The organism is Microcystis sp. M179S2, assembly GCF_020245805.1.
Classification (GTDB): domain Bacteria; phylum Cyanobacteriota; class Cyanobacteriia; order Cyanobacteriales; family Microcystaceae; genus Microcystis; species Microcystis aeruginosa.
In genome coordinates, this window is sequence record NZ_JADBUE010000246.1 from 1 (window position 1) to 21,554 (window position 21,554).

At 43.0% G+C, this 21,554-nt stretch carries 18 protein-coding genes and 4 pseudogenes; 7 read left to right on the top strand and 15 right to left on the bottom strand.

The genetic code is table 11. The annotated features are described in order from the left end of the window. Nucleotides 1–513: 513 nt before the first annotated feature. The 3 genes from IM500_RS15170 to IM500_RS15180 all read right to left on the bottom strand — a co-directional run bounded on the left by IM500_RS15170 (nucleotide 514) and on the right by IM500_RS15180 (nucleotide 4,321). The gene (locus tag IM500_RS15170; protein ID WP_190722079.1) at nucleotides 514–1,476 is read right to left on the bottom strand and encodes a protochlorophyllide reductase; all 963 of its coding nucleotides are present in this window, start codon (nucleotides 1,474–1,476) and stop codon (nucleotides 514–516) included. 787 nt (nucleotides 1,477–2,263) lie between these two features. Continuing rightward, the gene (locus IM500_RS15175) at nucleotides 2,264–3,265 is read right to left on the bottom strand and encodes a CsgG/HfaB family protein (RefSeq protein ID WP_008202558.1); all 1,002 of its coding nucleotides are present in this window, start codon (nucleotides 3,263–3,265) and stop codon (nucleotides 2,264–2,266) included. A 72-nt stretch (nucleotides 3,266–3,337) separates the two neighbouring features. Then, complete coding sequence (locus IM500_RS15180) at nucleotides 3,338–4,321, bottom strand: succinate dehydrogenase/fumarate reductase iron-sulfur subunit (protein WP_287738856.1); 984 nt, start codon at nucleotides 4,319–4,321, stop codon at nucleotides 3,338–3,340. A 532-nt stretch (nucleotides 4,322–4,853) separates the two neighbouring features. Between IM500_RS15180 and IM500_RS15185 the strand changes: the two genes are divergently transcribed. Further along, entirely contained in the window at nucleotides 4,854–5,240 is a 387-nt protein-coding gene (locus tag IM500_RS15185; RefSeq protein WP_147071252.1) for an AbrB family transcriptional regulator, read from the top strand. Nucleotides 5,241–5,617: 377 nt separating this feature from the next. Continuing rightward, nucleotides 5,618–6,412, top strand: coding sequence for a CPBP family intramembrane glutamic endopeptidase (locus IM500_RS15190; RefSeq protein WP_190722075.1), 795 nt, complete (start codon nucleotides 5,618–5,620; stop codon nucleotides 6,410–6,412). Here IM500_RS15190 and IM500_RS15195 read toward each other — a convergent pair. Beyond that, nucleotides 6,395–7,192, bottom strand: a complete 798-nt coding sequence (locus IM500_RS15195) for a Tab2/Atab2 family RNA-binding protein (RefSeq protein WP_190722073.1) — start codon at nucleotides 7,190–7,192, stop codon at nucleotides 6,395–6,397. The two genes, IM500_RS15190 and IM500_RS15195, sit on opposite strands and share 18 nt — an antisense overlap. A gap of 150 nt (nucleotides 7,193–7,342) precedes the next feature. Between IM500_RS15195 and rimM the strand changes: the two genes are divergently transcribed. The 3 genes and pseudogenes from rimM (at nucleotide 7,343) to IM500_RS15210 (ending at nucleotide 8,613) form a co-directional block, all read left to right on the top strand. After that, nucleotides 7,343–7,921 carry a ribosome maturation factor RimM gene (gene rimM, locus IM500_RS15200; protein ID WP_190722070.1) on the top strand — a complete coding sequence of 193 codons (579 nt, stop codon included), beginning with the start codon at nucleotides 7,343–7,345 and terminating at the stop codon, nucleotides 7,919–7,921. Between the two features lie 277 nt (nucleotides 7,922–8,198). Continuing rightward, nucleotides 8,199–8,414: pseudogene (locus tag IM500_RS24825) on the top strand (IS701 family transposase); the annotation flags it as partial. Continuing rightward, nucleotides 8,401–8,613: a winged helix-turn-helix transcriptional regulator gene (locus tag IM500_RS15210; protein ID WP_269464993.1), complete on the top strand. Its 213-nt coding sequence runs from the start codon at nucleotides 8,401–8,403 to the stop codon at nucleotides 8,611–8,613. The pseudogene IM500_RS24825 and the gene IM500_RS15210, both read left to right, overlap by 14 nt. On the opposite strand, the gene IM500_RS15215 is transcribed toward IM500_RS15210, so the two are convergent. From IM500_RS15215 to IM500_RS15235, 5 genes and pseudogenes are all read right to left on the bottom strand, one after another. Continuing rightward, nucleotides 8,610–9,104, bottom strand: coding sequence for a hypothetical protein (locus tag IM500_RS15215; protein WP_287738857.1), 495 nt, complete (start codon nucleotides 9,102–9,104; stop codon nucleotides 8,610–8,612). The two genes, IM500_RS15210 and IM500_RS15215, sit on opposite strands and share 4 nt — an antisense overlap. A gap of 47 nt (nucleotides 9,105–9,151) precedes the next feature. Beyond that, a complete protein-coding gene (locus IM500_RS15220; protein ID WP_287738858.1) occupies nucleotides 9,152–10,783 on the bottom strand; it encodes a purple acid phosphatase family protein in 1,632 nt (543 codons plus the stop codon). Between the two features lie 116 nt (nucleotides 10,784–10,899). Further along, nucleotides 10,900–11,382 carry a hypothetical protein gene (locus IM500_RS15225; protein WP_190357498.1) on the bottom strand — a complete coding sequence of 161 codons (483 nt, stop codon included), beginning with the start codon at nucleotides 11,380–11,382 and terminating at the stop codon, nucleotides 10,900–10,902. 305 nt (nucleotides 11,383–11,687) lie between these two features. After that, nucleotides 11,688–13,430, bottom strand: a complete 1,743-nt coding sequence (locus tag IM500_RS15230; RefSeq protein ID WP_190722066.1) for an ABC transporter ATP-binding protein — start codon at nucleotides 13,428–13,430, stop codon at nucleotides 11,688–11,690. 131 nt (nucleotides 13,431–13,561) lie between these two features. Then, a pseudogene (locus IM500_RS15235) lies at nucleotides 13,562–13,831 on the bottom strand (aminotransferase class V-fold PLP-dependent enzyme); the annotation flags it as partial. A gap of 218 nt (nucleotides 13,832–14,049) precedes the next feature. On the opposite strand from IM500_RS15235, the gene IM500_RS15240 reads away from it, so the two are divergent. Then, the gene (locus IM500_RS15240) at nucleotides 14,050–16,158 is read left to right on the top strand and encodes an NACHT domain-containing protein (RefSeq protein WP_190722062.1); all 2,109 of its coding nucleotides are present in this window, start codon (nucleotides 14,050–14,052) and stop codon (nucleotides 16,156–16,158) included. A gap of 198 nt (nucleotides 16,159–16,356) precedes the next feature. On the opposite strand, the pseudogene IM500_RS24545 reads toward IM500_RS15240, so the two are convergent. The 6 genes and pseudogenes from IM500_RS24545 to IM500_RS15275 all read right to left on the bottom strand — a co-directional run bounded on the left by IM500_RS24545 (nucleotide 16,357) and on the right by IM500_RS15275 (nucleotide 20,786). Beyond that, a pseudogene (locus tag IM500_RS24545) lies at nucleotides 16,357–16,623 on the bottom strand (type II toxin-antitoxin system RelE family toxin). 1 nt (nucleotide 16,624) lies between these two features. Continuing rightward, nucleotides 16,625–16,906 (bottom strand): hypothetical protein, encoded by a 282-nt coding sequence (locus IM500_RS15255; RefSeq protein WP_002787278.1) that lies wholly within the window; start codon nucleotides 16,904–16,906, stop codon nucleotides 16,625–16,627. A 432-nt stretch (nucleotides 16,907–17,338) separates the two neighbouring features. Further along, entirely contained in the window at nucleotides 17,339–18,583 is a 1,245-nt protein-coding gene (locus IM500_RS15260) for a M23 family metallopeptidase (RefSeq protein ID WP_287738860.1), read from the bottom strand. Between the two features lie 45 nt (nucleotides 18,584–18,628). Next, nucleotides 18,629–19,342, bottom strand: a complete 714-nt coding sequence (locus IM500_RS15265) for a biotin--[acetyl-CoA-carboxylase] ligase (protein WP_287738861.1) — start codon at nucleotides 19,340–19,342, stop codon at nucleotides 18,629–18,631. A 111-nt stretch (nucleotides 19,343–19,453) separates the two neighbouring features. Next, nucleotides 19,454–20,098, bottom strand: coding sequence for a histidine phosphatase family protein (locus IM500_RS15270; RefSeq protein ID WP_002759710.1), 645 nt, complete (start codon nucleotides 20,096–20,098; stop codon nucleotides 19,454–19,456). 49 nt (nucleotides 20,099–20,147) lie between these two features. After that, nucleotides 20,148–20,786 (bottom strand): histidine phosphatase family protein, encoded by a 639-nt coding sequence (locus IM500_RS15275; protein WP_190722056.1) that lies wholly within the window; start codon nucleotides 20,784–20,786, stop codon nucleotides 20,148–20,150. A gap of 148 nt (nucleotides 20,787–20,934) precedes the next feature. Between IM500_RS15275 and IM500_RS15280 the strand changes: the two are divergent. Beyond that, nucleotides 20,935–21,069: pseudogene (locus IM500_RS15280) on the top strand (RNA-guided endonuclease TnpB family protein); the annotation flags it as partial. Nucleotides 21,070–21,554 lie beyond the last annotated feature (485 nt).

Here is a 21,554-nt window from a genome sequence, read left to right on the forward strand (position 1 = left end):
ATGTATTGAGAGTTGATTAACCGTATCTGTGGAAAAATAATGGTGGAAAGATCATAAATTTAGAAGTTCAAAGACGAAATAGATAAACCCTCCATTATACCATAAAAAATTTTTGCAAGAGGTCTATTACCTGTCGCACCAGACTTAACGTAGATGATAGCCATGATATAAGTAATGGGACAAAATTAACTTCTTGGTTAGGATGGGCAAAAGGCAAGAGGCAAAAGGCAAGAGGTGGTTAGATATGTGCAATTAATTGTGTCTAGTTACTTACCTCGTGTGAAAAAGACCGATCAAGTGATTATTGAGGAAAGTTCACTAATCTTGTCCGTCAAGATTGGCAAAAGCTTGCAGTCAAATCGGAATAATAACAAATCGGTTTTTAATAGTATCATTAACTGCCAATCAAACTTTAAAAACCCAGTTATGGACTGTTTCTCCCTGTCCCAGCACTCCCCGTTTCCACAAGGACACAAGTTACCTTGTGTCCCTTTTTAGTCTCAAAATCAGAAATTAGGCCAATCCGACTAATTTAGCGCTGTATTCCCACATTTTTGCGCCTCTTTCATCGTCGCGAGCTTGAGGAGAAACCCTTTGAACAAAGGATTTACCCTCTTTTTTCTGACGATTGCCCCAACTCCAGTAAGCACCGGATTGACGGTATTCGGGGTCAGCCACCACCATAGCGACTCTTTCCCCGGCTAATTCTTGGGAAACATAGCCACCGGTGATATTTTTCTGGAACCAGGGGAAAAACTGCTGGAAAAAGGGGTAATGGTTGCGGAAAAGGGGTGTATCGGCCACACAACCCGGATAGAGGGAAGTAAAAGTGATTCCGGTCGATTGGTGATAGCGTTTGTGCAGTTCCCGCATGGTGAGAACATTACACACCTTACTATCTTTGTAGGCTTTGACCGATTCAAATTTTTTGCCGTCGGCCATAGTAATCGGCTCTTTGAAACCCTTGGCAAACCCGTCCAAATCGCCCAAATCGGGACGAGGAGGAATTTTACCGCCTAATTCATCGGGATTATGGGTGACAGTGCCGAGAATGACTAAACGGCGGTCGGGAGAGGGAGAATTTTTTAGATCTTCCAAGAGCAAATTTGACAACAGGAAATGACCTAAATGATTGGTGGCCATGCTCAATTCATAACCGTCGGGACTTCTTAAGGGTTCTTTGAGCAAAGGCAGATAGATAGCGGCATTGCAGACTAAAGCGGTTAGGGGTCTGCCCAAGGCCCGGAAATTTTTAGCGAAGCGCCGGACGCTATCGAGGGAACCGAGGTCGATAAATTCAATACAGTAGTTATCCCGGGGAATGTTCAATTCCTTGGCCGCCTGTTCCATTTTCGGGATATCCCGACAGGCCATAACCACAAACCAACCTCTTTGAGCAAGGGATTTAGCGGCGTAGAGACCGACTCCAGAAGTTGTCCCAGTAATGATCACCGTGGGTTTTTGATCTTGTATCATTTTTTGATAGTTTTCGTTAATCGCTCTGGTCTAGGGAATATCCAAGGGATTCCGATTATAAATTTTATCTCAAATGTCGGGGTTTCATCCCGTCCCTAAAAGCGACGGGATGAAACCAAGCGCCAATATAAAACAGCACTTCGACACATTTCGACAGGCTCAATGTAAAGGCTCAATGTAAAGGCTCAGTGACACGAAGCACGATTAAAAATAAGCGTCCAGTCTCCTGACAAAATCTCGAATAACTTCTTCTTGTAAGGGTCTTGACCTACTCAGGCCAAATAGCTACCATGTAAGTAGAGCGGATAGGGTAATCAACCGCTTTAAAAACCCATGTAGTCTAACCACTACGCTATCTGCACCTTGACAATTAAAGATATGGGGTTCTACTCAATAGTTCTAGTTTCCCCCTGCTCGTGATGTAAAATCTTTACAGGAAATAGACAAAGCAGTATTTGAAGCTAACGTTTCAATTCAAGCAAACTTTGTCCCCCCCCCTGGCCCCCCCCGACGTCGGGGGGGCCAGGGGGACTATCGTAGGGCATACGAAAAGTAACGCGCAAGCGTGAGAACCACCTCTGGGTTGGATAACGCAAGGCATCTAATTTAAGTGGACTCGTTGAACTAAGAATCCCGAAGCGCTTAGTGCAACGGGAGTGTCAAATAACTTCAAATTTTCGTGAGTGATCAGTTATCAGTGATCAGTGATCAGTTATCAGTGATCAGTTATCAGATTTAAGTTTACCGATCTCCCCACCTCCCCACTTCCCCAATTCATAATTCATAACTAACGAATGGGTTTAGCTAAATCACCGACTTTAAAACCATTACCGGTAATGATGCGACCGACGCTAGATTGACCATCAGCTTCGACAATTTCGAGAGTGCCAATCGGTTGAGTAATCTGACGGATAACCTTACCCGTTTGCGGATCCTTGACCGTTTGAGTCGTCCGTTCGATGGAAATGCGTAAACCGACACGATAGCCTTCTCCCGTACCTTTATTGAGAATTACCTGATTTCCCGCCACGGCAGCCACTAAAGCGGTGACAGTCGGGAGCGAGCGAGGTGTAGCGGCGATTTGGTCGGCTTTATCATTGAGATTATCCACCACCTGCGCCACTGCCTTATCCGTGGCAATACTGAGTAATTTCCCTTCGTTGGAGGTTTGGGAACCACCCCCAACCCCTAAAACCACGGTTGAACCATCGGATTGATTGGCAGTACCATCTCCCTGAGCGGTGGTAATAATTTCGGCCGTGGTGGTATTAATTGCCCGGACATTTAACTTGACAAAAGCATCGGTTTCTGTCTTGGCGGTGCTAAAAATAATAAACGAGCCACCAGATTGTTTTTTTTGTAAATCGAATTGGGTAATCGAACCGATAATCACCACATCTACCCCCAAAATTTGCCCGATTTGAGCGGCGGTAGCGGCATCTACCCGTCCCGAAGCCCCCAAATTCTGTTCTCTGAGGACAGCATCAATGCGACTGCGCTCAATGACTGTATAGCGACCACTTTCCACCAATTTATTGACGAGAATATCACTGACACCACTGGCTCCACCATTGAGAAATGTTAGCCACTGGGGATTACTGAGACCGCTATAATCGAAGTCTAAAACCGCTACTCGCACCTTTTCGCTTTTTTGGGCTAAGAGTAATGGTAAATTGTTAGAGGTAGCTTGGGAGAAAGCCGGTGCGTTGAAGCTAAAACCCAAACTAGAAGCGACTCCCACAAGGGTGATTAGGGCAGAAAAACCACGGATACTATCTCGATCGAACATGATAAGGGGTTCTCCAGTCAAATAGAATATAGATCATAATCATCTCAAAATTACTCTAACTATCGAGGGTGATCAAGAGCGAGAATTTTGAATGGCAGTAATTAAACCTCTCACCTCCTCGGTTCCCTCGGAAGCTTCAAAGGAAGTGGGAAATTTACCCTTAGCAATCATCCGCAATCCCAGGGGGGCAATACTTAATAAACCCTGTAAATCGCGCCAATAATTGCCCAGCACATAGAGGCCGAATTTGCGTTCATCAACCCATCCCCCTGCTTTGACTAATTCCACTAAAACTTTCCGGTGACGAATGGGACGACTACTATCGTCCGACTTGCGAGCGAGTATTTCCTGTTTAATTTTACCGATTTGATCCATGGGGGCCACTTCCATGGGACAAACCGCATTACAGAAATAGCAACGGGTACAACCCCAAACCCCGGCGGTGCCTTGATGATAAAGTTCTAGGCGACTTTCCTGATTACCATCGCGGGAATCTGCTAGGGTGCGCTGCGCTTTTGCTAAAGCGTGGGGACCGACAAAATCGGGATTCACTTGCTTAGCATTACATTCCGAATAACAGGCCCCGCACATAATGCAGTTACCCATCTGATTGAGATTGGCTCTTTCTTCTGGAGTTTGCAGAAATTCTCGTTCGGGAATGGTGCGTGCTTGACTACTGATATAAGGTTCAACTCTTTCTAAATCGTCCCAAAACGGTTGCATATTGACGATTAAATCCAGGATAATCGGTAAATTACCCAGGGGTGCGATCGTGATTTCGGGAATTTCTCCGGCATCTTTTTGGCTACAATGGTTTAATTCACTGGCGATATTTTTTTGACAAGCCAAGGCCGAACGACCGTTAATTTTCATCGCACAGCTGCCACAAATTGTATTGCGGCAATTTTTACGAAAGGCCAAAGTTCCATCAAGTTCCCATTTGATGCGATTAAGGCAGTCGAGAATTGTATTTCCCGCCTCCACCTCTAGGGTAAAATTTTCTAGGTAAGGGGTGTCGTTGGGTCGTTGACGCAGAATTTTAAAAGAAACTTCCATACTCGGCACGGGGATGAGGGACTCCTAATACTCAGGATAATCGATGTTAACGGGCCAAAGGGGAGCTAGTAATGGTAATTAATCCTTAAGATTTTCCCCGGTCGGTTCAGCCAAGGGGTGGGTATCTAGACCTAATCATAGATGGGCAAGTCGCTCGAAAACAGTTTAATCACCCTGGATTTACTGCTCTGGGTCATTAGTTTTTTGCCAACTCCAACCACAAGTATAGTTTCTCAATTCCTTGCTAGGTATAGCTTGATCGGTTTTATGTCCTCACTTTCTCCCCCCTGTTTTCCTCGCACTCGACCAAAAATTGCGAGAGTCTTGACCAAAAATTTCCTCTCCCCCACAAGGTTTACACTTACTACCTAGTCTGGGGTCTTCTTAGCACGATTGTCATCACAGAACCATCAGTTTTAAAAAATTTATTATTCCCCTCTAGACATTTTTGGCAAGATTTTTGGTATGATCAATTTGTCAGTGTAAACTTAATTGACAGTCAGTCAAAAATCAAGGGACATTTAAAAGTACCATGAATGATATCTCTCCTACTCCCCTAACAGGGAAAGCTCTACTTCAAAAAGTCAAAGAGTTGGCCCACTTACCCCGTCGCGAAACGGCAAAACGTTGTGGTTACTACTCCCAAAGTAAAGATGGTCAAGTTCGGGTCAATTTAACCGACTTTTACGATGCTGTTTTGGGTGCAAAAGGGGTTCCTCTCGATCCCGAAGGCACTAAAGATGGCCGCGGCCGCGAACCCACTTTCCGGGTTAGTGTCCACAAAAATGGTCAAATCGTCATCGGTTCCACCTATACCGAACAAATGAACTTGCAGCCCGGCGATGAATTTGAAATCAAACTTGGCTACAAGCACATCCACCTCAAACAAATGGAATCAGAAGAACCAGTAGAAGCTTAAATAGGTTACGGAGTAGGGATAAGGATAAAAAAAATCGGCAGTCAAAAGGGCTAGTTTTGACAAGACCGACCAAAAAGACAATATAGATTCTTATCCCTAATTCTAACCCCTGACCGCCTCTTTCATCAACTCGAGGGGTTTTCCTTAAGCACTTTTTCTTCTTTTTCGCAACCCCCTAGGGATGGATTTTTGTTGGAGCTAGGCTTTTCCAGAGCAAAGTTCCACAATTGTTCTGTCCCTAGAGGGTTTGTTTTATGGGTGTTAGGGGTAGGGGGTAGGGAAATGGGGGGATAGGGAAATTTCAACTAATACCCCAAAACCCCAAAACCCCAAAACCCCAAAACCCCAACCGCTACTTCCATAACACCTAATTGACAATGGACATTGCTGCCTTAATAAAAATTATTATTTTCCTGTTAGTCTGGTTAATTCTCTGGCTGCCCATTGCCATTGTTTTAGGGAGTCGTTTGGGATGGCAACCGCTGCAAGGGACAAAACCTGACCAAAAATTGCCACTGGTGGCCTCTCTTTACGTTTTGGCTCCCTTAGTTATCTGGGGATTATTGAAGATAGAGGGGAGCAGCCTCCATAATTACGGATTAATTTGGTCATTTTCCCTATTTATCTCCCTAAGCAAAGGATTAATCCTGGCAGTGGTGGGATTAGGGATAATTTTTTTTCTGGAGGGGATTTTGGCCTGGGTACATTGGCAGCCCAAAAACCTCACTCGCGCTTTTGCCTTGAGTTTACCCCTGTTGATAGTGGCCCTCTGGGTGGGTATTACCGAGGAATTAATCTTTCGGGGCATCTTTTGGAGCCAATTAAGCCAAGAATACGGTTTTTGGGTGGCGGGAGCCATTTCTAGCCTAATTTTTGCCCTGCTGCATCTGCTTTGGGAACGTCAGCAAACGCTGCCGCAACTACCCGGTTTATTTCTGATGGGGATGGTTCTGGTCTGGGCGCGGGCGATCGATCATGGTAGTTTAGGATTAGCTTGGGGACTTCATGGCGGTTGGGTATGGGGATTGGCCTTGCTAGACAGTGCCGAATTGATGTCTTACAGCGATTCTGGGTTAGCTTGGGTTAAAGGTATATATAACCAACCTTTAGCGGGTTTAGCTGGCATTCTCTGCCTCTTGGGGACAGCTTGGGGGTTAAACCTGCTTCAGTAGCCAAAAGCCGGTAAAAGTGCGACTGGAATCGTCTGGTTGTATGAGAAGAAAGTGCAAACCTTGGCTTTCCTCTTTGGTTGCTTGATAAGCATTGGCTGCCTGGGCCACTTCTTCATCTTCGTAGGTCAGGAAAATCCAACGCTCATTTAGACCCGATTCCAAGACTAAACCGCCCGATCGCCCCGTTTCTGTGGGAATATGATCGATAAATACCGGGTTAATTTCCCCTAACCAACGAGCGATCGCCAGAGATTTTTTACCACCGGTAATAACCACACCGGGGATCATTAAAGTGGAGGCTAAACCTAGTTTTAAAGGGTAAAAGGCCTCTGGTAGGGAAAGAATCGGTATTCGGCGATCGCCAAAAAAGTCAACTAAATCAACGGCGGGAAAACGAGCAAAACGCCACTCTTGACCTAAAAATTGGTCGGGTACGGGTTGTGGTGGAGGAGAGTCGATATTTATGGGGATTTGCCGCAATTCTAGCTGTTTTTTCAGGGCGTTAACGTGACGGGTTAACTGGATTTTGATCTGTAAATTCTGACCAGCGAGGAGAAATAAATTGGCGCATTGGGGGCGAAAAACTTGGATAATTTCTGGGGAGGAGACTTGACAAGCTTGCTGTAACTGTTGGGTTAACCAGTCGCTATTAGCTTGGGATTGGGGACAGGAATTTTCATAGATAAGATGACCGAGAGGATCGGAAATTAACAATTGCCAGACTGTGCCAAGAGGGGAAGAAGATGAAGATTTATAAAAATCCGCTTGCCAAATAGTCATAATTCAGTAAAAAGTCACCAGTAAAAAGTCAAAAAATGGTCAGGAGTAGAGGTCAACTAAAAATTTTAGCTTACCAAGACTTTTAAAATCTAGGAGCGAGACAAAAAAGGCTATATACTAGGGAAAGCTATAGCAAAAAATATCGAGACAATGGAAGAAAATTGGCTAGAAATTGGGACAATAGTAGCACCCCAGGGACTGGAGGGAGAATTGCGAGTTTTATCGGTATCAGATTTTCCCGAACGTTTTCAGAAGCGAGGGATGAGGGGAATACAAGGACCCCAGGGGGGAGAAATCCGAGAAATTACTCTGCTCAGGGGACGTGAGCTACCGGGCAAAAATGTTTATGTTATCAAGTTAGAGGGGGTTGAAAATCGGGAACAGGCCGAAGCTTTGCGCGGATATAAATTATGGGCGAATAAACTAGAAAAACCTCGCCTAAAAGCGGATGAATATCATGTTAGTGAGCTAGTAAACTTAGAAGTTTATCATCACCTGACAGGAGAAAAAATCGGGGTTGTAGTAGATATTTTGTGGGCGGGTAATGACATTTTAGCAGTGCAACTAGAAGCAAATCTAGCTTCCGTCAAGAAAAAAAGTCCATCCTCCGACTCAGAGGCCACGGCCCTGGTCCCCTTTGTCAAAGAAATTGTTCCACTGGTGGATCTGAAAGCGGCACGCATCGAGATTGCGCCACCACCGGGGTTATTAGAGATCAATTTATCCTAGTGAAACTTAAACGATCAACAAGAGTATAATAGAGCATAATCGTTATAGAGTAAGCACTTGACGTTGAGAGAGCAGCGATGAAAGAGACAACCCCAGTCGCGATGCCTCCCTGCTTTCACCGATGGTGTGGACGTTTTGACAACTGCTTCAAGAGCGAAGCGCAAAAAAATGGGTTCAGACAGTATTTAGGAGGATTATTAGGGGAAAGTGAGAGGAAAAACCTCCCTCAAATGGCCAATAATGCCGTCGGAGTAGTTTATAACCGATTACATCACTTTATTTTATCTTGGTGTTTTGTGCCTATACATTTATCCTGTGGCATAAGTTAACTGGGGGACTGCAAAGGCGGTGGACGAATCGACCTTTAAACACTTTTGTGGAAGCTTTGGAAGCTTTTCGGACAGCGATGTCTTTTCGTTTCTTTAGGTGGCTGACCGAGAATCAGGATGTGTTTGCCGCTTATCAAGCCAGTTTCGGCTTTGTTTGGGCTTAAAATTTGTTTAAGTCCCATTAGTCAAAAAGTTCTCACCCAACAACTGAGGGAATTAGAGTTAGATGGACTGATTCACCGAGAAGTTTATCCAGAAATTCCTCCTAAAGTTGAATATTCTTTAACCGCTTTCGGAGAAACCCTGAAACCGATTATTCTGGAAATGCACCAATTAGGAATTGAGAAAAATGCCAGACTTTAAGGTTTCAAATTTCCTCCTCGAATAAACCAAGTAATTGTGGCACTGGTAAAAGCAGTGATAGCGACAATAGCTATTTGTTTCCAGTTTTTTAATTCCCCAACTTTCTCGATTAAATCGGGAATTTTTTGGGTTAATACTGCTTGGGATTGAATTGTTCCTTCAATTTTAGCCGTTATAATTTTCACTTCCGTTATTTCTTTGTGTAGGTTAACAAATTGCTTGTTATTTTCTTCTCTCAGGGTTTCTAGTTGTTTGCGATTATCTTCCTTTAGCGTATCAATTTGCTCGCGGGTTTCTTCTCGCAGGGAAGTCATTTGCTCGCGGGTTTCTTCTCGCAGGGAGCTTATTTGCTCGCGGGTTTCTTCTCGCAGGGAAATCATTTGCTCGCGGGTTTCTTCTCGCAGGGAAATCATCTGCTCGCGGTTTTCCTGTCGCATTGCCGAGAGTAAGTCTTTCAATTCTTGAATATCATTGCTAGTAACAGTAGTCATACAATTAACCCCAAGAGAATCTATTTAACCAGCACTTTTTAATTTTATTATACTTCACCTATGCTAAAAAGGTCAAATTCATCAAATTTAATTACCTCGGAGTCAGGATAACGAGTATCAAAACGATAACTGCTCACGGTTCCTTTTTCTGTATCTAAAATGCTAAAAACCGTCAGATCATTACTGGCAATATAGGGTAAAGGTTGATTAACCCAATCCACTAGAGGAGCAATATTCGGGATAATTGCTTGTAATCCATTAGGATTACCGATGGCTGCATAATTTCTATCGAGGGGTACAGGACGTTTTTTATCACCTAAATAAGCACTATAACTATTGCCAACGTTAGAAGATTCGAGAAAATTCATACCCTTAGGACCAAGAAAACGATTCCATAAATGAGAATGACCATAAAAAACCAAATTAACCTTGGCTGATTCTAATAAGGGAATTAGATCACGAATAATATAATCATTTTCTTGGGGATAATCATAACGTACTGATGTAACTTTTCCCGTGGTATCCCGTTGAATTTTCGGCACGGGATTGGTGTAGGGTGGAACGATATTGACCCCTAGGGTATGGGGAGGATGATGAAACATAACTACTTTATATTTAGCCTCTTGAAATTCTCGACTATTTAACTCTTTTTCTAACCATTGATATTGAGGACTACCCTGAGCAATTGGCTCAAAAATATGCTGACCGTAACCCCAGCGGTCGGGTCGATCTAAATCTCTTTGATTTTCGTAATATCTTCCCCTTGCACTGGGTTCTAAATTGGGATTTCTCCAGATATTAGTAACATATAAAACCACTAAACGAATATCGCCAAAGGTTAGAGAATAATATTTATTTTGAGGCAAAGAAAAAATTTCTTCGTAGGTTTCTGTGTTGAAAGCATTATTTTTTAACCAGTTTTCATTAATTACTGCTGTATCCTCTGCTAGTTGTTTAGCAATAAATTGAGGTATAGCATCTTCAAACTGTTCATTTAAACCTCTGGAATTAGAAAATCTGCCCATAACTTCATGATTACCAATGGCAGTAAATAAGGGTGCATTTTGAATAATTTCTCCCCCTTTATAAATAGTCTGAATACCATTCTTTGTAAGAGTATAATTAGCACGACCTTGTAAACAGGGAAAGAATGCCCCACCGCGACTATCATCAAACCATTCGGAAGCTCGATCGGGTATATTAACTAAATCTCCTGCTAAAAAAACTGCATCTATCTGTCCAATAGTTTCGCTAACTTTTTGCAAATTAGCGGCAGTCATGGGCATTAATTGATGATCGGAAGTGAGCAGAATTTTGAGATTAGTTCCTTTTTTTGGTCTTGGGGTAAGGGTATAAATATCACTTCTAATCGCTGTATTTTCCTGAAAAATGGTGACTTGATAGGGAATCCTTTCCCCGGGATTTAAATCAGTAATTTCGGCCTGATGTCGCCAGATTTCTCGCTCGGTTAAAGATGGATAAGCTTCAAGAGTTCTCGATTTAGCATCTTCTCTAACTCTAGTTAATTTGCTAGTGCGAGCGGGGACCATTTTCTCTAGTTTTTCCCCGTAGCGCACCTGAGGACGAGCGCCAAAAAATTCCGTAAACCAAACCACTTGTATTGATGTTTCGGTGGGTAATTGTAAAAAAGGTTCGCTTAAAAGTTGATTCTTGTTCATTGTCGCTAAAAGATAACTAATTATAATTCAAAAAGCTGGGTTAATATAACAACCAGCTTTTGAGATGCTCAAGTTAAAGAGGACTAACAAAACTTTTAACCCATCCTCGGGTAGTTTTAGTGACAGACTCCCGTGAAAGAATCACCACCATGCTTAACTTTAATGGTGCGAAGATTGTTTTCTAGGGTAAAACTAACCGGTGTTCCTGCTTGACTTTTTCCGCTAAAAGTATTTCTACCTTGGTAGGTAGTGACAGCTAATCCTACCGGCTGCATTTCCGGGGGAGTTGCGGCAGCAAAATTATCAATCGTTACGGTGTTATCGTCTTTGTTAACTACCAAAATTTGCCCTTCCACCACATCACTAACCGGGGAAACCATTGTCAGTGTCACCGGTTCTTTTTTGTCGATCGAGTCGTCATCAATTTCAGAAGTATAAACATAGAGTTTTACCCCTTGGGCGGTTTTGCCAGTTGCTGTACAGATGATACCATCTCCTAGACTAGACATTTGGGCAATTGTCGGCTGAATTAAGACGCTGGGGATACCGATCAGGGTAACGGTGGCTAAAAGAGCGGTTTTAGTCAGATTTTTAAGCATGAATTTCTCGGTACAAGTGGACTTCTCTTAGGTTTTTAGCACATTACCTGTGCCACGAGAAATCAAGATAACACAAAAATTGGCTAGAAATTTTTATAAAGTGTTGAGTGAGATTCTTGGCTTTTACTGCCATTAAATCGACAAAATAGCCAGAAAATTCTTCTTAAATTCTCCTACTAACTGGCAATAACTAGCAGATTCCCTATTTGATCGGCTAATGTAAAACCATCGACAAAATAGCCAGAAAATCCGGGTTAAATTCCCTGACTAACCGGCAATAATTGGCAGATTCCCTATTTTATCGGCTAATGTAAAACCTTAGACTCTAACTGCTGCTGTTGCCAGAGATTTTGATAGACTCCGGGGACTGCGATTAACTCCTCGTGGGTTCCTATCTGGACAATTTCTCCGCGATCCATGACAAAAATGCGATCGGCAGTGGCAGCGGCCGATAATTGATGGGAGATAAAAATCACGGTTTTTTGGCTTTCTTGGCTGATATTTTCCAAAATAGCTGTAGCCGTTTGATTATCGACGCTAGATAGGGCATCATCAAGGATTAAAATCGGTGCTTGGATGGCTAAAGCGCGCGCTAAAGAGGCCCGTTGACGTTGACCCCCGGAAAGAGTAATCCCACGTTCTCCCACTAAAGTTCCGTATTTTTGCGGGAAATTCTCGATTTCCTCCTGAATTCTCGCTTGTTTGGCCGCCGATTCCACTGCCGAAAAATTCAGCAGCGGATCGCCATAACGGATATTATCTTCAATAGTGGTACTAAATAAAAAACTTTCTTGGGGAACATAAGCGATCGCTTTTCGCAGCTCTTCCAGGGCAATTTGAGTGACATCTTGATCATCAATAAATAACTGTCCCTCAGCAATATTCAAAAGACGGGGAATAGCGTTAGCAAGGGTAGATTTTCCCGATCTGATCGCACCGACGACCGCTACCGTTTCCCCCGGATTAATGGTAAAAGAAAGAGATTTTAAGGCGGGTTCCTTAGCATCAGGATAGAAAAAAGTCAAGGCTTTGGCGGTAATTTTTCCTTGAATATTTTTTAAGTGAATACAATCGGCATTGTCTTTAATTTTAGCCTCGGCTAATAGGATAGTTTCCAGGCGATCTATACTCACTTCTCCCTGTTGGTAGGCAGTAATAGTGAAACCTAATAAAGCAGTGGGAAAAACTAATCTTTCTGCCAAAATTAACAGAGCAATAAAGTCCCCAATGGTGATATTACCCGCTATAATTTGTCTAGTACCGAGAGCAAGCAACGCCAATAAACTGACATAGGCCAAAGCTTCAATCAGGGGAAAAAGAAAATTACGAGTCTGGACTAAATCTAAATTAGCCTGTAATAATTTGCGATTTCTTTGCTTAAATGCTCGGCGCTCGTTACCTTCTTGGGCATAAATTTTAATCAGAGTAATACCACTCATATCCTCTTGAATTAAATCGCTCAGATGCGAGAGTTTTTCTTGTACTGTTTTCTGTTGCCGCTGCAGACGACCACTAAATAACTGCACCGCAATTAACATCAAAGGATAGACAGAAATAGCGGCGATTGAAAGGGGAATATGAATCGCTAACATTACAGGTAAAGTTAACCCATAGGCAAAAAAAGTATTAGCCAAACTGAGCAAAGCAAAACCCACCAGACGACGGATATTATCCACATCGCTAGTGGCACGGTTGATTAAATCTCCTGAAGTTTGCCGAGAAAAATAGGCAGGTTCAAGGGTTAATAAATGCTGAAAGATTTTTTGTTTAAGCTCGAACTCTACCTGACGACCGATCCCGAATAACAATACTCTGGAAATCATGCGGATAAACCACATAATCGAGGCTAAAGCGACAATTAAAATCAGATAATAAATGATTTTTTGAAAGTCAAAGGATTTACTCAAATCATCGATGCTATCCCGGATTAAAAGCGGTATATAAACACCCAAAAGATTAACAATAAGCAGAGCAACTACCCCCCCAGTTACTATTTGCCAATGGGGACGTAGATAATTTGCTAGTTTTTTAATGCGAGAATAAGCCATATTCAGTTATCAGTAATCGTTGATCAGTTATCAGTTAGAATAGGTAACAGGCAAAAGGGGGAATAGATAATCAGTGGATTATGAGATGCGGCCACATTTCCCACCCAAGAATTTTTATTTTTTCTCCTTAACATTAGAACCAGCCTTGGGCGGTTTACCGGGGGGCTGATCAATTTTAGCTTGATAGCCGTGCCGCCAGAAGTGAAGATAATCTGGTCTGAATTGGCATTAATTAACCCTGCTACCTGTTCTCTGGCCATTTCGATGACTGTTGCCGTATCCTGTCCCCAACTGTGTAAACTGGAGGGGTTGCCCCAATGATGCTGGAGAATAGTGGCAACCCGCTCGATTACTTGGGGATGAGTGGGGGTAGTGGCACTATAGTCAAGATAAATTTGCATTATTTTACAATCTGAGAAATGAGAGCCAAGTACAAGCAGCTATTCTCAGTTTAGCGGCTTAAGGATTAGAAACCCGCTTTCTTAAAGAAAGTGGGTTTCTGGGTTGATGAGAAACCCGCTTTCTGGGTTGTTGATGAGAAAGTGGGTTTCTGGGTTGATGATGAGAAAACCGCTTTCTGGCTTATACTAAGCTTCAGAGGATTTACAGGGGTTAAGTTATGACAGGAATTGAAACAACCATTGTAATGGCAGGGGCTAAGAGTTTGATTGACCAAATCACTAAATCGGGGTGGGAGGGTATTAAGAAAAATGAGTTATTGAATAAAGATGTCGGGCAGCTTATTAGAGAGGTAAAGTATCGTTTTTTGCGGAAATATCCTCAACGTTACTGGGATCGGCACGGCATGATTAAGGTTTTAAAAATGTCTAAGCCGATGGATTTGGAGTCAATTTATGTTAATGTCAAATGTTTAGGAAATTTAGTCAGGGATTATTATGATGAAAATTTAGAAAATAAATATCGTGAGAGTAAGCAGCGACGGTTTAACTTTAGGGATGATGGTAAAAAAGATGGTTTACTTTTGGCTAATCAAGAACAATATTTAATGGTACTTGGTGATCCCGGCATTGGTAAATCTACATTTTTGCGAAAAGTTGGGCTAGAAGCTCTCAAGGGAAATAAAGGCAGTTATCAGCATCCTCTAACACCTGTTTTACTGGAGTTGAAAAACTTTAAAGAAAACGAGATTAATATTCAGGCATTAATTGAAGAGGAGTTTAAAATCTGTGGTTTTCCCAATGTGGAAAAAAATATTAGCAATAAACTAGAAAAAGGGGAATTACTAATTTTATTAGATGGTTTAGATGAAGTGCCAACAGCTAATGTTTATAATGTAATCGAGAAAATTCAAGATTTTGTAGATAGGCATTATAAAAATCGTTTTATTCTCTCCTGTCGCACTGCTGCTAGAACTCATCTTCGACAATTTACCGATATTGAAATTGTCGAATTTGATGATCAGCAAATTCAAAGTTTTATTGAACATTGGTTTAGTTCGGAATTAGACCGCAAAAATGAGACGGCTAAAAATTGTTGGGAACTGTTGCAAAAGGAGGAGTATAAAAGTGCAAAAGAGTTAGCCCATACACCGTTATTGTTGACTTTTTTGTGTTTAGTTTATGATGAAAATCAATCTTTTCCCACAAATCGCAGTCGCCTTTATCAAGATGCGTTACGAATTTTATTGGAAAAATGGTCAGCCGAAAAACGTTTACCTAATCGCGGTTTAGTTTATGAAAATCTCAGTATTGAGCAAGAAGAAATTTTGCTATCTGAAATTGCTTATCAGAATTTTGTAGCAGATAAACTTTTTTTAGAAAAACGAGAAGTTGTTAAGCAAATTAAAGATCACCTTAAACAAAACTTAAATGCTCCGCAACATCTGGACGGAGAAAAAGTATTAAAAACCATTGAAATTGAACAGGGAATTTTAGTAGAGCGGGCGAGAGATATCTATTCTTTTTCTCATTTAACCCTTCAGGAATACCTCACGGCTCAGTATATCTATGATAATGATTTGATTGAAGAAGCAGTTAAGAATTATGTAACAGAAACTCGTTGGCAAGAGGTGTTTTTGTTAGTGGCGGGTTTGATGCGAGGGAAAGCCGATAAATTGTTATTAGCAATGGAGAAAGAAGCCCATAATTATCTTACAACGCCCCTCGGTCAAAAATTAGTGCCGATTTTGCAATGGGCAGATGAGATGACTAAAGATTCTGTTGATAGTCCGATTAAACCTGTAGGAAGAAGAGCGCTCGCCTATTGGCTCTTCATCGCCTACGCCAAAGTCATCCCCAACGTCATCGGCATCGGCACCCTCATCGGCATCCCCATCACCCACAGCATCATCATCGCCTACGCCTACGCCCCCGAGATCGCCTACAACATCTCTGGTATCCTCTTTACCTTCAACTTCATTCATGAGTTTGTCCGGTTAGTTAAATTATTTGCTCAGTATCGAATTGTTTCTAGGGTTAATTTTTTCCAATTAATCGCTGATTTAGAAGCTTTAAAACAAATTATTCCTGATGATAAAGCAACTAGAAAAGAACATCAAGAATTTTTTTATCAATTATTTAAAATCTCGAATACTGCTTTTAATTTAACGCCTGAATTACTTAATTTATCCACCCGCCAAGAAATTAGCGAAATAGACAAGCATTATTTTTATATTAATCGCCTGATTCTCGACTGCCAAAAAGTGGCTGTTAATATTTCCCCTACCGTCTGGCAAGAAATCGAAGAACGAATGCTCCGCGTTCCTTAACTTCTACTTTTTTTCTCAAATTTTGCCTTTCCAATTGGATGAGATTAGCGAATATTAACACTATGAGGATTGGGAGCTTCAAAAACCTTGCATTACCATTTTTATAGAACACAAATTAGTGCAAAAAGAGGACAACAAAGCCTGAAACTCCCGCTTCCTGACTGACTTCAACAATAAACTTTTTGCCGCAAACCCTATTTATTGGCGGTAAGCTTGACTGCGATGTTCAATCAGCAAGACAATAACTTGAGACTGACTATCATCAACTGTATAGATAACCCGATAGTCTCCAACGCGGAAGCGATACTTCTAGACAAATTCTCCCTTTAATGCTTTAATTTGAGGATAATTCTTCGGTGTTTCTTGAAGGAGTTTTAAACACTTAGCAATCTTCTTTTTTAAGATTGGATCCGCTTCAGAATAAACTTTATTTGCTTTAGCTGTCAAACGGACTTTATAAGTCATCTCAGCTTTCCCAATCAATGAGGCAACCTGATTGTAAATCCATTTCAGCTTCTTTCAAATGTTCCATAATATTCGGGATTGCTCTAATTTCTTGCGTTGCCTTTTCACTTTCTTTATCTGACAAATAAGCGGCAAATTCTAGAATCATCTTTAAATTTTCTACTGATAGGGTTTGTATATATTGTTGAATCTTTTGCTGCATTAAATCGACCTGTACTAATGTTTCAGAATCTAAAAAATCTTCTGGAGTCGAGGGATTTACTTCAACGTCAGTTAGAGTCATATTTAATCAAGTGCTTCTCTCAAGTTTATTATTTGTATCTTAGCGTGTATCCCGTCTCCCGACGACCGACGACCGACTCCTGACCCCACAGTTAACTTTATTTTTGTCCAACTACTTAGGGTTGGCTGAAAAAGTACGGGCGAAGCATTCGGATAGAAAATCTACGGTTTCACCGATAGGTTATTGCCCGAATGCTTCGCCCCTACAGGACGCGAGCGCCGCTCAAGATGCCAGGTTTTGAAGCACGATTCTCTCAAAATCTTGCACCTGTTTCGCGAGAAAAGCCACAAAACCCTTACCTTGCCTACATTTCACATTTATTCAGCAAGCCCTACTTAAGACTGCGAATGTATGAAAACGCATCAATTGGGCAAAAGCTCAACGATGCGTTTTTAAGCTCCAAAAACTGCTATGGTTGTCAGCCAAGACCAATTAATTCTGATTAGAGTCAGTGGCTGCGGCCATTTGCATTCTCTGCACCAGATTATCGAGGGCTAATTCTAGATGTAAACCGGCATCTACGGCGGTCCAACCCTGTTCGGTTAGGTGTCGCCATTCAAAGTGTAGGTGCGGACCGGTAGAAAGTCCCGTACTACCCACACGACCGATAACTGCGCCCTGTTCCACCCATTCTCCCGGTTTGACGGTAATTTCCGAAAGGTGGGCATAACGAGATTCTTGACTACCATCGAGGTGACGTAAAATCACCGTTAATCCGTAACCTCCTAACCAGTCGGCGGTGGCCACTTCCCCCGCGTAGGCGGCTAATACAGGTGTTCCCATCGGTGCGCCTAAATCAGTACCCGCGTGCATGGCCCGATTCCCGCTGACTGGATGATTTCGCCACCCAAAAACCGAGGTAATTTGGGCGGGAAGGGCGAGGGGAAAGAGTAAATCCGTGCGTTGAGTTTGGTTAGAATCCGTGGGACTTAAACGGGTGGCCCGCTCATAGGTGGTCGCTTCGCTGATTGCTTCCACTTCTGCGCGCGTCACCGGGGCCAAAGCCAATTTTACGCCATTCCATTCCGGGGGATTGAGGGCTACCACCTGACTGGGAATCACCGTCGGGGCGGCCAGACGTACCGGGGAGCTAGAAGCCACGAGAGTGGGGGCATAACGACGCAGGGAATTATTAGCGATAACCGGCTGATTTCGGGGCTGCCGTCCTACTCGCACCGCTGGATTAGGATTGAGACGCACCCGGGCCAGATTAACTGGGGGTAAGGGTTTGGCCACAGTGCTGACCGGCTGACGACGGGGGGACCGGGCCGCCAGATTACAGCTACCTCCTACCAGTTGACCATTTTGGGCGATGGTTTGGCAACCACTGCGGCGCTCAGTGACGACAACGGAACTGGGGGGGTTAAAGTTTCTGGTATCGATAAAATTATTTTTACCGCCGGCCCGGGGGGCAAGGGTAGGCATATCGGTTTGATGGTTTTCGGGGATAGCCAGACGGGGGGCAGGATTAGTATTTTCTTTGATAACGGGGGCTTTCAGAGTGGGGGCGGCATTTTCCACCACTGGGGTTTCGCTGCCAGTTTCGGAATTAGCGATCGCATTGGGAGCAAGAGTGAGCAGACCGCTAATCACTAAACCGAGACCACTGCATAAACTCAGCTTCTTTTTTAAGGATTTTCCGAGAAAAAGTTTCAATATCACCGATGAAGGATACATAGGGCGGCCTCACTTCTCACAGTTTAGTCAAAAAAATATTTAGACTCAATTATAGCCGAGACTGACCCTACCCGCCGGTAGATAGATTTCGCTACTGGCATTGTCCGAGGTTAGTTTAACTTTTAATTCCCCTCGATCGCTTACCCCCGTTATTATGCCCTGATAGCCCTTGAAAACTATCTTTTGACCAAAATTGGCAAAAAGTTCTAAATAGGAGGCTAATAAGGCTTTTATGCCGTGATTACAGTAATATTCATAGCCGTATAGGATAGCATCGCTGGTGACATCGGTTAATTGAGCGATCGAGGTGATTTTATTGCCAGTAAAAGCTTGTAAATTAATACCGGTGGGGGGGACAGGATTAGACCAATTGATGCCCACTCCGATGACTGCTTGCGGGATGTTTTGACCCTGAATACGGGTTTCTAGGTTAATTCCCGCTAGTTTGCGCCCTAATAGGACTAAATCGTTCGGCCATTTGATTTTAACGGGTATTTCTTGACAATTCAGGTGATGAGCGATGCCCCAAACTGTAGCGAGAACGAGATGGGCAGATTTATCCACCTCTAAATCAAGATTTAACGCCAAAGATAAATATAATCCTCCCGGTTCAGAAATCCACTCCCGTCCCCATTGTCCTCTCCCGGCACTTTGTTGACGAGCAGTCACCAGAAAAGGCGGATTTTCCCCCGATTCTAATAATTGCCACGCTTTAGTATTAGTGGAAGGTAATAGCTCAAAGTGATGGATTTTGGGCATAAATGGGAAGTGGGGAGTATTTTCAGTGATCAGTAAACAGTAAACAGTAATCAGTGACCTGAAAACTCACATCTGATCACTGATAACTGATCACTGATCACTGATAACTGATTAGGTGCAGGGGAGAGAACGCAGGTACTCACTGAGGTGGGAACGTAAACCGATGCCATGGAAAAGCGGGCCACGACTGCCTAATTCGACGATACTGACGGCGGCCACGGGCATTTCAAACCGATCGCGATAACGGCCCACATCGATACCCATCAGACTACAGAGCATGATCCGGATGGTGGCCTTGTGGGAAACAATCAGGATATTGCCATCACTGTGGGTGTGTTCAATTTCCTCCAAAACGGCCGCCGAACGACGGGCGATATCGATCCCCCTTTCTCCGTTGGGGGGAGCATTCCAAGCGGGATCCGTCAACCAGCGTACATAGAGATCATGATATTGACGATCGATATCGTTGGGGTGCATACCTTCCCAAAGACCATAACCGATCTCTTGTAATCCCTGCCGGATTTCTAATTTTAGTCCCACCGCTTCACAGAGGGGTTTAGCGGTTTGAATAGCTCTTTGTAGGGGACTGACGTAGGCCGCGCGCCAAGGTAAAGAACGATAGACATCGGCGAATTCCTCGGCCATTTCGATGCCTTCGGCAGTCAAACCGGGGTCATTTTCTGGAGTACCACAGTATCCTCCCGTTTTGCTATAGGCCGTTTGTCCGTGTCGTAGAAAATATAACATCAAGCACATAGTTTTTCAGGAGACCAAATTCGGGGCTTCCCTGGTTACTGTTGACTGGTTAGGTTCCCGCTCGCGAGCGCAGGTCATTGCGGAGGTAAGAGCGATCGCCCATGACTTGAAAGAGGGGACCGTGTTCGGCTAATTCGACGATCGTCACCGAGGCCACGGGCATGGCAATTCGATCGCGATAACGGCCGATATCAATGCCTAAAAGAGAACATAACATGATTCGGATCGTTGCTTTATGGGAAACGATCAAAATATGGCCATCATCGTGATTATGGTCGATTTCCTCTAATACTTCCGAACTGCGGCGAGCGATATCGATGCCTTTTTCGCCCCCTGTGGGAGAATTCCAGCCCGGATCTGCTAACCAGCGCACATAATCATCATGAAACTCCCGATTAACCTCGGCTGCGGTTTTTCCCTCCCATTGGCCGTAGGCAATCTCTTTTAATCCTTCCCGTTTGTGGATGGGAATACCTAAGAGATCGCTTAAAGGGGTGGCCGTGGCCATGGTGCGCTTGAGGGGACTAGAATAGATCCCTGTCCAAGGCACATCTCGATAGGCAAGGGCGAAATCCTTGGCCATTTCATCGCCAGCTGGGGTTAGTTGCAAGTCTAATCGACCGCAAAAACTACCCGTTTGACTGGCTGTGGTTTCGCCATGACGCAAAAAGTAAAGTTTTAGACTCATTTTTTAGATTCCTCTTATATTTGTGACTCTCTCCCACCTATAGTGATACTAAATCTTGTTTAAAAAGTACAGGAGAGCAGGGAGCGGGGAGAAACAATCCATAACTTGGAAGTTAATCACACTATTAAAAACGGATTTGGTATGATAAAAGGTAAAAGGTAAAAAAGGTTATCCTAAATTCCCCAAAAATAATCGTTCTGTAGATTATAAACACTCTGGTGGGAAATTATCGGATGATAGAAAGAAAATAACTTTCACAGATAAGAAAACTATTGACACGGTGCTTTATCCAACCTTCTGATTATCTGTTTGGCTACCTTAGTTGGTAAAGCTAAATAATCAGAACTTTGAGCTACTTGGTGATAGAGTTGATTAAAATTTAATTTCTTGTGTTCAACCAAGAAATATTGGCGATAGTGGTAATTAGCTAGATTGAAGAGCTTTTTTGACAAAAAAGCAGCTCGGTCAATTTCTGACCAGCAAGGATGGCATTTGGTGATGATATGGCGTTCAACTAGCTTCATGTCTTGATTGCAGCTGATAACCCTCTCAAAATCTATCTCCCTAATAGATAGAGTCAGAAGCGGTAAAACCCCACAGCCCACACCCCACCTGCCCCCTCGATGTCGCTATCCATTAGTCAGATCTTTCTTAACAAAAAGAGAAGAAACTTAAAAAAAGGGGAAACGATTGATAGGTATAGTTTTGAAAGAAGGAATTAAGGTGGAGGTAAGCAAAAAAATGGAGAAATGGGCAGCCCAAGAATTA

Excerpts from the sequence above, each read along its gene's own strand:
- IM500_RS15170 (WP_190722079.1), bottom strand. The coding sequence starts at position 1,476 with ATGATACAAGATCAAAAACCCACGGTGATCATTACTGGGACAACTTCT.
- IM500_RS15175 (WP_008202558.1), bottom strand. The coding sequence starts at position 3,265 with ATGTTCGATCGAGATAGTATCCGTGGTTTTTCTGCCCTAATCACCCTT.
- IM500_RS15180 (WP_287738856.1), bottom strand. The coding sequence starts at position 4,321 with ATGGAAGTTTCTTTTAAAATTCTGCGTCAACGACCCAACGACACCCCT.
- IM500_RS15185 (WP_147071252.1), top strand. The coding sequence starts at position 4,854 with ATGAATGATATCTCTCCTACTCCCCTAACAGGGAAAGCTCTACTTCAA.
- IM500_RS15190 (WP_190722075.1), top strand. The coding sequence starts at position 5,618 with ATGGACATTGCTGCCTTAATAAAAATTATTATTTTCCTGTTAGTCTGG.
- IM500_RS15195 (WP_190722073.1), bottom strand. The coding sequence starts at position 7,192 with ATGACTATTTGGCAAGCGGATTTTTATAAATCTTCATCTTCTTCCCCT.
- rimM (WP_190722070.1), top strand. The coding sequence starts at position 7,343 with ATGGAAGAAAATTGGCTAGAAATTGGGACAATAGTAGCACCCCAGGGA.
- IM500_RS15215 (WP_287738857.1), bottom strand. The coding sequence starts at position 9,104 with ATGACTACTGTTACTAGCAATGATATTCAAGAATTGAAAGACTTACTC.
- IM500_RS15220 (WP_287738858.1), bottom strand. The coding sequence starts at position 10,783 with ATGAACAAGAATCAACTTTTAAGCGAACCTTTTTTACAATTACCCACC.
- IM500_RS15225 (WP_190357498.1), bottom strand. The coding sequence starts at position 11,382 with ATGCTTAAAAATCTGACTAAAACCGCTCTTTTAGCCACCGTTACCCTG.
- IM500_RS15230 (WP_190722066.1), bottom strand. The coding sequence starts at position 13,430 with ATGGCTTATTCTCGCATTAAAAAACTAGCAAATTATCTACGTCCCCAT.
- IM500_RS15240 (WP_190722062.1), top strand. The coding sequence starts at position 14,050 with ATGACAGGAATTGAAACAACCATTGTAATGGCAGGGGCTAAGAGTTTG.
- IM500_RS15255 (WP_002787278.1), bottom strand. The coding sequence starts at position 16,906 with ATGACTCTAACTGACGTTGAAGTAAATCCCTCGACTCCAGAAGATTTT.
- IM500_RS15260 (WP_287738860.1), bottom strand. The coding sequence starts at position 18,583 with ATGTATCCTTCATCGGTGATATTGAAACTTTTTCTCGGAAAATCCTTA.
- IM500_RS15265 (WP_287738861.1), bottom strand. The coding sequence starts at position 19,342 with ATGCCCAAAATCCATCACTTTGAGCTATTACCTTCCACTAATACTAAA.
- IM500_RS15270 (WP_002759710.1), bottom strand. The coding sequence starts at position 20,098 with ATGTGCTTGATGTTATATTTTCTACGACACGGACAAACGGCCTATAGC.
- IM500_RS15275 (WP_190722056.1), bottom strand. The coding sequence starts at position 20,786 with ATGAGTCTAAAACTTTACTTTTTGCGTCATGGCGAAACCACAGCCAGT.